This is a genomic window from Pantoea sp. Ap-870 (assembly GCF_011752515.1).
GTDB lineage: Bacteria > Pseudomonadota > Gammaproteobacteria > Enterobacterales > Enterobacteriaceae > Pantoea > Pantoea dispersa.
Window position 1 is genome coordinate 972,225 of the sequence record NZ_VWXG01000001.1, and the last position, 13,855, is coordinate 986,079.

At 58.8% G+C, this 13,855-nt stretch carries 11 protein-coding genes; 5 read left to right on the top strand and 6 right to left on the bottom strand.

The genetic code is table 11. The features are described from left to right. Positions 1-129 precede the first annotated feature (129 nt). Together F3J41_RS04785 and manA are read right to left on the bottom strand one after the other, a co-directional pair. The gene (locus F3J41_RS04785) at positions 130-1,629 is read right to left on the bottom strand and encodes a YdgA family protein (RefSeq protein ID WP_166710075.1); all 1,500 of its coding nucleotides are present in this window, start codon (positions 1,627-1,629) and stop codon (positions 130-132) included. Positions 1,630-1,758: 129 nt separating this feature from the next. Beyond that, a complete protein-coding gene (manA, locus tag F3J41_RS04790; RefSeq protein ID WP_166710077.1) occupies positions 1,759-2,934 on the bottom strand; it encodes a mannose-6-phosphate isomerase in 1,176 nt (391 codons plus the stop codon). Positions 2,935-3,131: 197 nt separating this feature from the next. Between manA and fumC the strand changes: the two genes are divergently transcribed. Next, complete coding sequence (fumC, locus tag F3J41_RS04795; protein ID WP_166710079.1) at positions 3,132-4,529, top strand: class II fumarate hydratase; 1,398 nt, start codon at positions 3,132-3,134, stop codon at positions 4,527-4,529. A gap of 49 nt (positions 4,530-4,578) precedes the next feature. Here the strand turns inward: fumC and tus are convergent, their stop codons facing one another. Further along, complete coding sequence (gene tus / locus F3J41_RS04800; RefSeq protein ID WP_058774740.1) at positions 4,579-5,505, bottom strand: DNA replication terminus site-binding protein; 927 nt, start codon at positions 5,503-5,505, stop codon at positions 4,579-4,581. A 210-nt stretch (positions 5,506-5,715) separates the two neighbouring features. Between tus and F3J41_RS04805 the strand changes: the two genes are divergently transcribed. Next, entirely contained in the window at positions 5,716-6,903 is a 1,188-nt protein-coding gene (locus F3J41_RS04805) for an MFS transporter (protein WP_166710081.1), read from the top strand. A 45-nt stretch (positions 6,904-6,948) separates the two neighbouring features. Here the strand turns inward: F3J41_RS04805 and F3J41_RS04810 are convergent, their stop codons facing one another. Continuing rightward, on the bottom strand, positions 6,949-7,371 hold the full coding sequence (locus F3J41_RS04810; RefSeq protein WP_166710083.1) for a hypothetical protein: 423 nt from the start codon (positions 7,369-7,371) through the stop codon (positions 6,949-6,951). A gap of 311 nt (positions 7,372-7,682) precedes the next feature. Here F3J41_RS04810 and F3J41_RS04815 point away from each other — a divergent pair, with 311 nt between their 5' ends. Beyond that, positions 7,683-8,168 carry an Rrf2 family transcriptional regulator gene (locus F3J41_RS04815; protein ID WP_031279147.1) on the top strand — a complete coding sequence of 162 codons (486 nt, stop codon included), beginning with the start codon at positions 7,683-7,685 and terminating at the stop codon, positions 8,166-8,168. Positions 8,169-8,360: 192 nt separating this feature from the next. Here the strand turns inward: F3J41_RS04815 and oqxB are convergent, their stop codons facing one another. Together oqxB and F3J41_RS04825 are read right to left on the bottom strand one after the other, a co-directional pair. After that, positions 8,361-11,516 (bottom strand): multidrug efflux RND transporter permease subunit OqxB, encoded by a 3,156-nt coding sequence (gene oqxB, locus F3J41_RS04820; RefSeq protein ID WP_166710085.1) that lies wholly within the window; start codon positions 11,514-11,516, stop codon positions 8,361-8,363. A gap of 18 nt (positions 11,517-11,534) precedes the next feature. After that, on the bottom strand, positions 11,535-12,689 hold the full coding sequence (locus F3J41_RS04825; RefSeq protein WP_031279145.1) for an efflux RND transporter periplasmic adaptor subunit: 1,155 nt from the start codon (positions 12,687-12,689) through the stop codon (positions 11,535-11,537). Positions 12,690-12,981: 292 nt separating this feature from the next. Here F3J41_RS04825 and F3J41_RS04830 point away from each other — a divergent pair, with 292 nt between their 5' ends. Next, positions 12,982-13,332, top strand: coding sequence for a helix-turn-helix domain-containing protein (locus F3J41_RS04830; RefSeq protein ID WP_021506154.1), 351 nt, complete (start codon positions 12,982-12,984; stop codon positions 13,330-13,332). Positions 13,333-13,419: 87 nt separating this feature from the next. Next, positions 13,420-13,854, top strand: a complete 435-nt coding sequence (locus F3J41_RS04835; RefSeq protein WP_166710087.1) for a ribonuclease domain-containing protein — start codon at positions 13,420-13,422, stop codon at positions 13,852-13,854. Position 13,855: the final 1 nt, after the last annotated feature.

The window sequence follows — 13,855 nt, forward strand, 5'->3', positions numbered from 1 at the left end:
TATCCTCATTGAAGGAGCAGAAGGGTGCTCACAAAGGGATATACGTACGGTGCGGCTGAACGGATGCAGAAAAGGGTGAAATTTTTTTGCCGGGGGAAAACGGCAGCCCGGAGCGGGCTGCCGCGGGGATTACTCTGGCATGCCTTCGCTGGTTGGCGCGCCTAACATGTAGCGCGACAGGAACTGCTCCAGCGTCATTTTGTCGCCATTCATGGTGACCTGACCATTAGCGTATTGCAGGCTGGTGGTGATGTTATCGTCCTGCTGCTGCGTCAGACGGAACATCTGGCCCATCGCCGCCAGACCTTTCACCTGCTGATCGGCCAGCTTCTGCGCATCATCACCCTGATAACCTTCCGCCAGCCCGACGTGACGCATCACTTCGGTCGCCATCGGCATATTGATGCTCAGCTTGCCGTCGAGCGTTTTCAGCACGCGATCCACGGCGGCACCCAGACTCTGCGGTTCACCGGTGACGGTCGCTGGATCGTTGAAACCGACGTTAAGGTTAAACGTGCTCTCGCCCTTGTCATTTTTCCAGCTCAGCGGCGCGACGCTCACGGTCGGCGAACCTTTCAGCAGGGTCGGCAGGTTATTTCTCAGGATGGTCTGCACGCTGGCCTGGTAGCGGATAGGATCGTCCACCACGCCAGGCTGGTTCAGCAGATCCTGCATCTGCGCATTGTACTGGTCAGAGAAGGTTTTCACCGCCTGAGCATCAAACTGCGCAAATTTCATCGCCAGTTTGGCTTTGCCGAACGGCTGTTTTTGCAGGCTGATGCTATCAACCTGATAATCAATCTGGCCGCCAATCTTGCCGTCTTTGTTGTCGAACGAGGACTTCCCGTCCAGCTTCTCCAGCGTCAGGCCTTCCTGACCGTTGATGCTGGCGTCGAGCTTATCCAGCGTGATGGTCTGGTCGCCGACGCGCACGCCTTCCGGACTCAGGTGGGTGTCACCGCCCAGTTTCAGACCGTTAAGGGTAAACAGCACCGGTTGCTGCAGCTGGTTTTTGCTGGTGACGGCGATGCTCGAGAAGTCGCCCTGCAGACTGACTTTGTCGCCTTTGCTGTCCGCGCTGACGTTGAGCGTGCCGCCGTTGGTGGCGAGGCGATCACCGGTCTGCGCATTGCTGTAATCCACCGGCAGCAGGTGCAGCGCGGTATCGGTCGCGCCGCTGTACCCGACGCGGGTATCGGCATTAACCAGCGATTTGCCCTGGGTCAGTTCAAACAGTTTCTTCACCGCATCGGTGTTTTCCAGTTCGGTGTGCACCGAGGCCATACTGGGGATCAGGTTGCCGCGCTTCAGCTGAGCAAACGGGAAAGGACCGTGGTCGATGGTTTCGTTGAGCACGATGCTTTGGCCCGGCTTCAGCAACGGATTGTCTTCGGTCTGCGAACTGGCCTGAATCACCAGTTTGGTTTTGCTGCTGAATACGCCACGCTGGTAATCCTGATAGCTGAGCGTCAGACGGCTATTCGGCGCGTACGCGTTAATCTGGCTGTTGGCATTTTGCAGCATCTCATCCATGTGGCTTTCCAGCTGTTTACCGGTAAACCACGCTGCGCCAGTCCAGATTACGCCGAGCGCCACAATCACACCTACGGCAACCTTGGTCTTTTTCATCGCTGAGTCGTCCTTATCCTTGCGTGCGCATACCGTTGGGCCGCGCGACGGGTGAAGAAAAACGCCCGCAGGCGTTTTTTAATTAATAGTTTGAAATAATAGCAGTTAATGCTGCAGGCGTCAGCCGCCTCACGTCAGCGCGTTGTACACCCGCGCCAGACGACCGGTCCCCGCCGCGCTCACCGGCGACTCGCTGGCTGCGACAAAGCAGGATTCGCCCGGTTGCAGTACCAGCTGCTGTCCGGCCTTTTCAATCACCGCCTGGCCTTCAATGCAGAACAGCAGGGCGGCACTGTGCTGTGCCAGCGTTTGCGGCGTGGCCGAAAGCGTATGGATGGCGAAGGCAAAATCCTCTACCGGAATCGGGAAGTTGAGGCTGTCGCCCTGTGTCTGCGGCTGTGTGAGCAGCGTCGCCGCCGGTTTGGCCTCGAACTTCAGGTTGGCCAGCAGTTCCGAAATATCAATGAATTTCGGCGTCAGGCCGGCGCGCAGCACGTTATCCGAATTGGCCATCACTTCCAGCGCCACGCCTTTCAGATAGGCATGCGGCGTTTCGGCGAACAGGAACATCGCCTCACCCGGTTGCAGGGTGATGACATTCAGCAGCAGCGGTGAGAACAGGCCATTATCGTCCGGATAGTCGCTGGCGATGGTTTTAACGGTCTGCCACGGCTCGCCTTCGCGCGCGTTCAGCGCGGATTTCAGTACGCCGAGCGCGCGGGTTTTGCTCTCGTCTTTCAGCGACAGCAGGGTAGCGAACAGTTTAGCCAGCGCGGCTTCGCTGGCGTTTTCGAGGAAATGGGCGATCTGCGGATGCGCGCCCGCGACCGGCTCCAGCAGCGAGACAATCTCAGGCAGTTCGCGAAAGCCGTTCATCGCCTGGAACGGCGTCAGGGCATAGACCAGCTCGGGCTTGTGGTTAGCATCTTTATAGTTGCGCTCGGCGGCGCTGAGCGGAATGCCCGCCGCGTTTTCACGCGCGAAACCGGCTTCTGCGGCGGTTTTACTGGGATGCACCTGAATCGATAACGGCTGATCGGCGCACAGCACTTTAAACAGAAACGGCAGCTCACCGAAACGCTGCGCTACCGCAGCGCCCAGCGTCGCGACCTGATCGTCATTGATCACGTCACGCAGCGAACGGGTGACGCCATTCACTTCAACGGTAGAGGGGCTTTTCGGGTGCGCGCCCATCCATAATTCCGCCATCGGCAATCCCTGCGGGTTTTCGATGCCGTAGAGTTCGGTCAGCGCGGTTTTGCTGCCCCATGCATAATTTTGCAGCGAATTGTTCAATTTTTGCATCGTTTACCCTTAATAACGGTAAGTAAATAAGCGTATTAAAGCAGAAAGTGCCATAGAAAATACACGAACAAGTGCAATAAACGCGATGGGCTCGCATAATGTTAATTTCTTGTATGTGACAATCTTGCTCGCTCTAAGGCGTCGCGGGAAGACGACTTAGGCGGAAACCTCAAAATCTGAGCTAAGGAGACGTAGTCATGGCAGCCAACCGCATTGAAAAAGATTCAATGGGTCCGATCGAAGTTCCGGCAGATAAGTTGTGGGGCGCACAAACGCAGCGTTCGCTGGAGCACTTCCGTATCTCCACCGAGAAGATGCCCGTGGCGCTGGTGCACGCGCTGGCGCTGACCAAGCGCGCCGCCGCCCAGGTTAACCGCGATCTGGGGCTGCTGCCGGCTGAACGGGCCGGGGCGATTATCGACGCCGCTGACGAGGTGCTGGGCGACCAGCACAGCGACGAGTTCCCGCTGGCCATCTGGCAGACCGGCTCCGGCACCCAGACCAACATGAACATGAATGAAGTGCTGGCGAACCGCGCCAGCGAACTGCTGGGCGGCGAGCGCGGCATGTCGCGCAAAGTGCATCCGAATGATGATGTTAACAAGAGCCAGAGCTCCAACGATGTGTTCCCGACGGCGATGCACGTTGCCGCGGTGATTGCGCTGCGCGAACAGCTGATTCCGCAAATTGAGGTGCTGAAAAATACCCTGAGCGAAAAGTCCGCCGCGTTTAAAGACATCGTTAAAATTGGTCGTACCCACCTGCAGGACGCCACACCGCTGACGCTCGGCCAGGAGATTTCCGGCTGGGTTGCCATGCTGGAGCACAATCTGAAGCACATCGAACACAGTATTCCGCACGTCGCCGAGCTGGCGCTGGGCGGCACGGCGGTCGGTACCGGCCTGAATACCCATCCGGAATATGCGGTGCGCGTGGCGAAAGCGCTGGCCGACCTGACGCAGCAACCCTTTGTCACTGCGCCCAACAAGTTTGAAGCGCTGGCGACCTGCGATGCGCTGGTGCATGCGCACGGCGCGCTGAAAGGACTGGCCGCGTCGCTGATGAAAATCGCTAACGACGTGCGCTGGCTGTCATCCGGTCCGCGCTGCGGCATCGGTGAAATCAGCATTCCGGAAAATGAGCCCGGTAGCTCGATCATGCCAGGCAAAGTCAACCCAACGCAGTGTGAAGCGCTGACCATGCTGTGCTGCCAGGTGATGGGCAATGACGTGGCGGTGAACATGGGCGGTGCATCCGGTAACTTCGAACTCAACGTCTACCGGCCAATGGTGATCCACAACTTCCTGCAGTCGGTACGGCTGCTGGCCGACGGCATGGACAGCTTCAATCACCATTGCGCGGTGGGCATTGAGCCCAACCGCGAGCGCATTGATCAGCTGCTCAACGAGTCGCTGATGCTGGTTACCGCGCTGAATACCCATATCGGCTATGACAAAGCGGCGGAGATTGCCAAGCAGGCGCACAAACAGGGGCTGACGCTGAAAGCCTCGGCGCTGCAGCTCGGCTACCTGACCGAAGCGCAGTTTGACGAATGGGTGCGGCCGGAAGAGATGGTTGGCAGCATGAAGCAATAGCTTTACTGCCGGACACTACAGCGCGACCTGTCGCGCTGTTTTTTTTGCCTTACAGACGGTCACTCCATAAATGCAGCCGCGGGATGATCAGATGCAGCGGCTGCGCCAGCGGCTTGTAACGGTGCGTGATGTTTTCAGCATCGTAATCCAGCAGTTCACCCAGCGTCGGCACCTGCGTACGATCGCGGCACAGCACCAGCAGCGGCGAAGGGCAGGCCAGCTGCAGCTGTTTTTTCTCGCTGGCGCGCCACAGCCGCGCGATAGGTTGCACTTTAACCGGCCGCTTGATCTTCAGTTGCGCGCCGTCCGGCAATGACCGCACCCGCTCCAGCTCCTGCTGCACTTTCTCTGCCCACTGTTCGCGCGTCCACGGCGCCTGCGCGCGGTTCGCCTTCAGGCTGCGCTCCAGCTGCCCGACGATAGCCTCGCGCGTCACCTTCTTGATGATGTTTTTATTCGCCCAGCCAAAACGCAGCGTATCCGGCGCCTGCAGTAGCGTGACGCTGCGGTAGGCGTTGAGCGTGATCAGGCCACGCAGATGCTGGTGCACAAACTCAAAACGCGCCTCGCTCGGCAGGCCGGAGTCGACGGTGATCAATTGCTCCAGCCGCTGTTTAAGGGTGTTGATGGTCGTGACCTGCTGCTCCAGTCGCTGGCTGGCCGCCTCATCCGCCTCAATGCAGAGGGCACCAGGCAGACGCACCGCCGCTTTGGTGCTGAGTTTTTCTGACTGATGCTGCATAAACAGGCGACAATAGTGGGCGAGGGCCAGTTCGCGCGCGCGTTTACCGAGATGCTGGGTTACCGCGATGCGGTTGATTTCATCATGCTCTTTGCCTTTCTCGATCTCCGGCAGGCTGAATACGCGCGCCAGCAACAGCGGCTGCTGTTCAACCGACGCCCGCAGTGCAGTAAGTTCGCGCTCCAGCGTATTCACGCATTCGTGTAAATCAGCCACCAAATCGTAGCGAGCCATTACAGTTCTCCATAGTTACAACATACCAAAGGGTGGCACTGAATGACGCGGCGAGCAAGCAGGTATACTAGTTACAACATACTATAACAAAATTTATCCATCCGATCGCTGAAACCCCGGCGTGGAATTTGGCTCGACAGGGCGTGCGGGCATTTTTCCTGCCGGATGAACATGTTATAACCGTGATTTACCTGTTAACGGATATTAGCTGTGGAGTATCAGCCAAAACCGGGCGCGCCCGCTATCGTCACGCTCGGCGCCGTGCAGATCCTGTCGTGGGGCGGATCGTTTTATCTGATGGCCGTGATGGCTAACCCGATCATCGCGGAAACCGGCTGGTCGCAGCAGTGGGTGTATGGCGCACTTTCGCTTGGCATTCTGGTCTCCGGCCTGCTGGCACCGCTGTGCGGCCGACTGATTGCCCGCGCACAGGGTCGCCGGCTGCTGGCGGCGAGCGGGGCGGTGATGGCGCTCGGGCTGGTGATCATGGCGCTGAGCCACAATTTGCCGCTGTTACTGTTCGCCTGGCTGATTATCGGCGCGGGCATGGCGATGGGCCTGTATGACGCGCTGTTCGCCACGCTGGGCACCTTATATGGCGGCCAGGCGCGTGGCGCGATTACCGGTATTACGCTGATTTCAGGATTCTGCACCTCGCTGGTGTGGCCCGGCATCGCGCTGCTGATCCACTGGCTGGAGTGGCGCGGCGCCTGTCTGGCCATTGCCGCGCTGCTGTGTCTGGCGGTGCTGCCGGCTTACCTGTATGCGCTGCCGGCGCCGCGCACACCATCGATGCCAAAAACCAGGCAACAGCATACCGCACAGAATTCACTGGCTCCCACGCTGTTCTGGCTGCTGTGCAGCATTTTTACCCTTGCGTCGGTGATCATGACGGCGATATCGGTGCAGCTGATTACTCTGCTGCAGGCGAGCGGGCATTCGCTGAGCGCCGCGCTGGCGATCAGCACGCTGCTGGGGCCGTGCCAGGTGGCGTCGCGCATTGTCGATATGGCGTTTAAGCGCGGCCATCCCATCTGGACCACTTTCTTCTCAGTCGGGCTGGTGGCGCTGGGATTACTGCTGCTGGCCTGTTATCCCGCGTGGGCGCTGGTAAGTATGGTGCTGTACGGTGCAGGAAATGGCTTGCGGGCTATCGTGCGCGGTACGCTGCCGCTGGCGATGGTAAAACCGGAAGAGTACGCCATTGTGGTTGGCCGCATGGCGCGACCGGCGCTGATTGGTCAGGCGCTCACGCCGCTGATTGGCGGCTATATTTTCCAGCATTCCGGCGCGCAGGCTACGCTGTGGCTGTTATGCGGGCTGGCGCTCATCAACGTGCTTTTGGTGGTGGTGCTGAAGCGGAAATTGCCGGCAGGCGCTCCGGAATCCGCAGGTTGAAATCGCCACTGACGGCTAACGGGCAGAGATGGCCGCTGCTGCGCTTTAGTGGCGATCCGTCAGATATTGCAGCAGGCAACACAACGCGCTTAACAGCAGAGTGCAGCCAGCCGAGACAACGAAAGGCAGCGGTGCCATTCGTGCGCATTGCCATAAGGTTGGCGCGTTCAGGCAGCTGGTTGCCGCCGTGATGATGCCCACCGTCAGCGGGAGAACGGTCAGCAATAATGCGCCGACGACCGGGGATAATACAGACATTATTTCGCGCCTCGAAAATAGTAACGGCGCGCATTTTGTGCAAAAAATAGCAAGGGAATCATGACCCGGATCAATATTATCCCCTTCAGAAGACGGTTTATCGACCCTGACGCAGCCCCCTTCGCCGGTGTGTTTTTGTTTCTTACTCAGAAACAACAGCTTGTCAGAGGCTGGGTTGCGCACACGGCGCGACACCCGTGCAGAAATCATCGTCCCCTTGTCACAACGTCCTTTGCCAGCCCGCAGCTACAGCGGTGGGGGCAAAAAAGTGACACATCGCGCATATTGTTGCGCAAGGCTCAGAGTGCTAAAGCGGCCAGCGGCATGTCATACTGGTATCTTTTTATTTAAATTCAATATATTAAGTCGATATCAAGGCGGGTAATAGCGCAGGTTAGTCACGGGTGGAAAGCATTTTCGGTATTCTAAAAAGCAACAGTGTTTGTTATATTTATTGCTCATTGATTATTCACTGCCGCGGTATGAAAACAAGAAGATAGGCCGCAACTCAGGAAACAGAAATGCTAGATTACCGCTTCCCGACAGCTTTGCAGATGGTTTTGAGCGTAGCGATGGCGGAGCAATTGGGTAAACGCTCGACCAGTGCCATTCTGGCGTACGGTCTTGAAGCGAACCCCAGTTTCATTCGGAAACTCATGGTTCCGTTAACGCGCGATGGCATCATTGTCTCGACGCTTGGCCGTACCGGCTCGATCCATCTGGGTCGTCCGGCCGCTGAGATCACGCTGCGCGATATCTACACCTCAGTGATTGAAGACAAAAAACTGTGGGCGTCGCGCCCCGATGTCGCACCGCGCTGCCTGGTCAGCGCCAACCTGTGCTGGTACTTCAAATCGATCGCGGAGCAAGCGGAAGAGGCGTCGCTTAAAGTGCTGGAAACCCGCACCGTCGCCGATGCCCTTAACGAGCTGAAAAAGCACGATACCAGCAACTGTGAACCGCTGCCTGACCTCGAAATCGCCGAACTCTGCAAAAAAGACCGCTAACCTCCCGTGCGCATCGCTGATGCGCACCTTTCCATTCCGCTTCTGCATGCGCAATCTACCCCTGTAAATCCTGTGAAATCACGCTGCTGTGCTCTGGCGCAGAGGCGCGCTGTTGCTGTGTAACATCGTCATGCTGCGCCAGGCAAAAAAAATCCGGGCACGGTGGCCCGGATGGGTTTTACTCCTCAGCGTTTACACCGTCTGCGTTTCCACCGTTGGCTGCTGCTTGCGCGTCACCAGCTTACGCAGCGTCACGTAGAACACCGGCGTCAGGAACAGGCCAAACAGCGTAACCCCCAGCATGCCCGAGAACACGGTGATGCCGGTGACGCCACGCACTTCGGCACCCGCACCTTCGCCCAGAATCAGCGGCACGGTGCCGGCGATAAAGGCGATGGAGGTCATAACGATAGGGCGCAGACGCAGGCGACAGGCTTCCAGCGCCGACTCCACAATCCCTTTGCCCTGCATCTCCAGTTCGCGGGCGAACTCGACGATCAGGATGGCGTTCTTACATGCCAGCCCCATCAGCACCACCAGACCGACCTGGACAAACACGTTGTTATCGCCGCCGGTCAGCCACACGCCGACCAGTGCGGACAGCATCGTCACCGGTACGATCAGGATCACCGCAAGCGGCAGCGTCCAGCTCTCATACAGCGCCGCCAGTACCAGGAACGCCAGCAGCACCGCCACCGGGAACACGATAAACGCGGTGTTGCCCTGGGTTGCCTGCTGATAGCTCAGGTCGGTCCATTCGATATTCATGCCGTTCGGCAGCACCTGGCTGGACATCGCCTCGAGTTTCTCCATCGCCTGCGCAGAAGAGAGCACGCGCGGATCGGCATCGCCAATCAGGTCGGCCGCCGGATAGCCGTTATAGCGAATCACCGGGTCCGGACCGTAGGTGGTGGTGATGTTCACCATGCTGCCAATCGGCACCATCTCACCGCGATCGTTACGGGTGCGCAGGTTTGCGATATCCTGCACGCTGTCGCGGAAATCCCCGTCGGCCTGCGCCATCACGCGCCAGGTACGACCAAACTTATTGAAGTCGTTGACGTAAGAGGAACCCAGATACACCTGCAGCGTCGTGAACAGATCGGTCAGCGATACGCCCTGTGCTTTGGCTTTGTCGCGATCGACCTGCACATCCAGCTGCGGCACGTTGGCCTGATAGGAGGAGATCGGGAACATCATGCCAGGCGTCTGCATCACCGCACCGGACAGGGTATTAATCGCGGTTTGCAGAGCACCATAGCCCAGGCCCGCACGGTCCTGCACATACAGCGAATAGCCCGATCCCTGGCCCAGACCGAGGATCGGCGGTGGCATGATGGAGAAACCGAAGCCCTGCTGGATTTTGGAAATTTTCGCGTTGATCTCAGCGTTGATTTCCGCCGCAGTGCGGCTGCGCTCGCTGAACGGCTTCAGACCGAAGAACACCGTGCCGGTATTCGGCGTATTGGTGAACTGCAGCGCATTCAGGCCGGGGAAGGCGACGGAGTAGGCCACGCCTTCGGTGTTCATGCCGATTTCGCTCATCTTACGAATCACTTCATCGGTACGCGCCAGCGATGAGCCTTCCGGCATCTTCACGCCACCAATCAGGTACAGCTTATCCTGCGTCGGAATAAAGCCACCTGGCACGGTATGGAACATAAAGCCGGCACCGGCCAGCAGCAGCACGTACACGCCAAACACCGCACCGCGCCGGCGCAGGGTTTTGCCGACCATCGATTCATAGCCGTCTGAGCTGCGCTGGAAGAAGCGGTTAAACGGCCGGAACACCCAGCCCAGCAGGCGATCGATCAGGCGCGTCGGCAGGTCCTTCGGCGCACCGTGCGCCTTCAGCAGTTTCGCCGCCAGCGCCGGAGAGAGCGTCAGCGAGTTAATCGCCGAAATCACCGTCGAAATGGCAATGGTCACGGCAAACTGCTTATAGAACTGACCGGTTACGCCCGAGAGGAAGGCCATCGGCACAAATACCGCACACAGCACCAGCGCGATGGCGATAATCGGCCCGGAGACCTCGCGCATCGCCTGGTGAGCTGCCGCCACCGGTGTTAAGCCCTGCTCAATGTTACGCTCGACGTTCTCCACCACCACGATGGCGTCATCGACCACGATACCAATCGCCAGCACCAGCCCGAACAGACTCAGGGTATTGAGCGAAAAGCCCAGCAGATAGAGCACGCTGAAGGTACCGACCACCGACACCGGCACGGCCAGCAGCGGGATGATCGAGGCGCGCCACGTCTGCAGGAACAGAATCACCACCAGCACCACCAGCACGATGGCTTCGAACAGCGTCTGGACCACGGCGCGGATCGAGTCACGCACGAACACCGTCGGGTCATAAGGCGCGGCCCACTGCACGTCATCCGGGAAGCGCGTTGCCAGCTCGGCCATCTTGGCGCGTACCGCATTCGACAGGTCGATGGCGTTTGCGCCCGGTGACTGGAAGATACCGATACCGACCGCATCCTTGTTGTTCAGCTGCGAACGCAGGGCATAGCTGCCGGAGCCCATCTCGATGCGCGCCACGTCACGCAGGCGCACCAGCGTGCCGTCGTCGGCGGTTTTCAGGATGATGTTGCCAAACTGCGCCTCATCTTCCAGCCGCCCCTGGGTGTTGATCGACAGCAGAAAATCGCTCTCTTTCTTCGTCGGCTCTGCGCCCAGCTGCCCGGCAGAAACCTGCACGTTCTGCTCCTGCATGGCGCTGACCACGTCGCCGGCGGTCATGCCGCGCGCCGCCACTTTGTTCGGGTCGAGCCAGACGCGCATCGCGTAGTCACCGGCACCGAAGATCTGAATCTGGCCGACGCCCGGCAGGCGCGCCAGCTCATCTTTCACCTTCAGCGTGGCGTAGTTACGCAGATAGAGCGAATCGTACTTGCCGTGGGGCGAGAACAGATGCACCACCAGCGTCAGGGTAGGTGACTGCTTCTGGGTGGTCAGGCCGAGCTGACGCACCTCTTCCGGCAGACGCGCTTCAGCCTGTGCCACGCGGTTTTGCACCTGGACCTGCGCCTGGTCGGGATCGGTCCCCGGGCGGAAGGTCACGGTGGTAACCAGCACGCCATCTGAGCCGGCCACCGACTTCATGTACATCATGTTTTCCACCCCGTTGATCGCTTCTTCCAGCGGCGTTGCCACCGAATCAGCAATCACTTTGGGGTTGGCACCGGGATATTCTGCGCGCACCTGCACGCTGGGTGGTACCACGTTGGGGTATTCACTGATCGGCAACAGCGGAATGGCGATCAGTCCGGTGGTAAATATCAAAATCGACAGCACCGCGGCGAAAATCGGTCGGTCGATAAAAAAGCGGGAGAAATCCATAACGGGCAGTCTCGATTATTATTGAGCGGAGCGCATGGCCACCGGCTGCGCTTTTACCGGCATACCGGGCATGAACACTTTCTGCAGACCGTTGACAATCACCTTGTCACCTGGCTTCAGACCCTGCTGCACAATACGCAGGCCGTTAGCCAGATCGCCCAGCTGAACATCGCGGCGTTCGGCTTTGCCCTGCGCATCAACCACGTAAACGTATTTACGATCCTGGTCGGTCAGTACCGCGCGGTCGTCGACCAGCAGCGCGTTGAATTCTGCGCTGCCCGGCAGCCGCACGCGGGCAAACAGGCCTGGGGTAAACTGACGCTGCTGATTGTCGAGCGTGGCGCGCATACGAATGGTGCCGGTGCTGGCGGTCAGCTGGTTATCGAGAAAATCGACGGTGCCGCGGTGCGGATAGCCCTGTTCGCCGGTCAGCGCAATCTCTACCGGCAGCGAACCGCGGTTCTGGCCCTGACGCGCCATCGCCTGGTACTGCAGATAAATCGCCTCGTCGACGTCAAAGTAGACGTACATGCGGTCCTGCGAAACCAGCGTGGTGAGAACGCTGGCGCTGTCGCCGGCGGTCACCAGGTTACCGGTGGTGATCATCGCCCGGCTGGCGCGACCATCAATCGGCGCGGTGACGCGGGTAAAGTCGAGGTTCAGCTGCGCCATATCGACTGCCGCCTGGGCGGCCAGCACGCTGGCCTGCGCCTGACTGGCGGTCGAACGCCGCTGTTCCCACTCTTCGCGCGACACCACCTGGGTGCCGATCAGCTTGTCGGTACGGGCCGACTCGCTGCGGGCCAGCGCCGCCTGGCTACGCGCGCTGGCCAGTTCGGCCTGCGCCTGCTCCAGCGTGGCGCGGTAGGTGCGGTCATCAATGGTGAACAGCACCTGACCTTTCTTCACCTCATCGCCTTCGCGATAGTTAACCTGATCGATGTAGCCCGAGACGCGCGGACGCAGCTGCACGCTCTGCACCGCTTCAATGCGGCCATTGAAGCTATCCCACTGGCTGACTTTTTGTTGCACCACCTGCGCGACACTCACTTCGGGCGGAGGCGGCGGCGCATTTTGCGCCACACCGCGATCACAACCGGCCAGCAGGCTTCCCAGCAACATCACTCCTGACAGGCTTACGGCCCGACGAACCCCATATGTTTGCAGATGCATTGTTGTTATTCCGCGTTGGTGAAAAAGAAAGGAGACGTACGAAAAATCTGCAACTTTTAAGATTGCATTAAAACCACAGGAGTGTAGGCTTGGGCGAACTGCATCTGCAAGAATATCTGATACACTTTATGTGCGGTTTTGATCAATTCGTAACAGGTAGCGAAAGCCCCTACGGCGAGTGCGGCATTTAATGCAATAATAAAACTTGCATTAAATGCGATAGTCAGTCACCCTTAAAGTGTAATTGCAACTGATACTGATACTGTTCGCCATGGCGACGGGAGAGAATGGGATGATGAGCGACGCTTTTATTCACGATCTGATCGACTGGATTGATAACAACATTGAAGCACGTCTGGATCTGGACACCGTAGCGGGGCGCGCCGGCTATTCGAAGTGGCACCTGCAGCGTATGTTCAAAGAGCACACCGGCTATCCGCTGGGTGAGTACATCCGGGCTAAGAAGCTGAAAAAATCGGCCGACCGCCTGACAACCACCAACGAACCGATCCTCAACGTAGCCATTTCGCTGGGCTTCGATTCACAGCAGTCGTTTAACCGCAGCTTCAAGCGCCAGTATGGCGTGGCACCGGGCGCATGGCGTCGTCACGCCGCGCACACCCCGAGCGCGATGCAGCAGTAAACCTCCGCCAGGGCCAGCCATGCTGGCCCGCGTTTTTCCCCGCCTGAAACCTGCTATTATCGGCGTCCTGCTTTTCAGGATGTCACTATGTCGAAAAAACTCTGGATTGGATTACTGTTTGCGCTGGTGGTTTGCTGGATCGGGCTGAAGCCCCATCTGAGCGGTACTGCACCAGAAAAACAGACGGATATTGCGCAACTGACCGATGTACATCGCGTGGCGCGCTGGCTACAGCAGCATCACCGTTTGCCTGATTTTTATCTCACCAAAAGCGCGGCACGTCGTCAGGGCTGGAACCCGGCGCAGGGTAACCTGTGTGAGGTGTTGCCAGGGCGGGCGATTGGCGGCGATCGCTTCAGTAACCGCGAACGGCGGCTGCCGATGCAGGCGGGGCGCCAGTGGTATGAAGCGGACGTCAATTACGACTGCGGCCACCGCGATGCCGATCGTCTGCTTTACTCTTCTGATGGGCTGATCTTTCTCACCACCGATCACTATCGCAGCTTCACGCCGGTACCCTGAC

Bases quoted from the DNA above. Each gene is read 5' to 3' on its own strand.
- F3J41_RS04815 (WP_031279147.1), top strand. From the start codon at position 7,683: ATGCTAGATTACCGCTTCCCGACAGCTTTGCAGATGGTTTTGAGCGTA.
- F3J41_RS04830 (WP_021506154.1), top strand. From the start codon at position 12,982: ATGATGAGCGACGCTTTTATTCACGATCTGATCGACTGGATTGATAAC.
- tus (WP_058774740.1), bottom strand. From the start codon at position 5,505: ATGGCTCGCTACGATTTGGTGGCTGATTTACACGAATGCGTGAATACG.
- manA (WP_166710077.1), bottom strand. From the start codon at position 2,934: ATGCAAAAATTGAACAATTCGCTGCAAAATTATGCATGGGGCAGCAAA.
- F3J41_RS04785 (WP_166710075.1), bottom strand. From the start codon at position 1,629: ATGAAAAAGACCAAGGTTGCCGTAGGTGTGATTGTGGCGCTCGGCGTA.
- F3J41_RS04825 (WP_031279145.1), bottom strand. From the start codon at position 12,689: ATGCATCTGCAAACATATGGGGTTCGTCGGGCCGTAAGCCTGTCAGGA.
- F3J41_RS04810 (WP_166710083.1), bottom strand. From the start codon at position 7,371: ATGATTTCTGCACGGGTGTCGCGCCGTGTGCGCAACCCAGCCTCTGAC.
- F3J41_RS04835 (WP_166710087.1), top strand. From the start codon at position 13,420: ATGTCGAAAAAACTCTGGATTGGATTACTGTTTGCGCTGGTGGTTTGC.
- fumC (WP_166710079.1), top strand. From the start codon at position 3,132: ATGGCAGCCAACCGCATTGAAAAAGATTCAATGGGTCCGATCGAAGTT.
- oqxB (WP_166710085.1), bottom strand. From the start codon at position 11,516: ATGGATTTCTCCCGCTTTTTTATCGACCGACCGATTTTCGCCGCGGTG.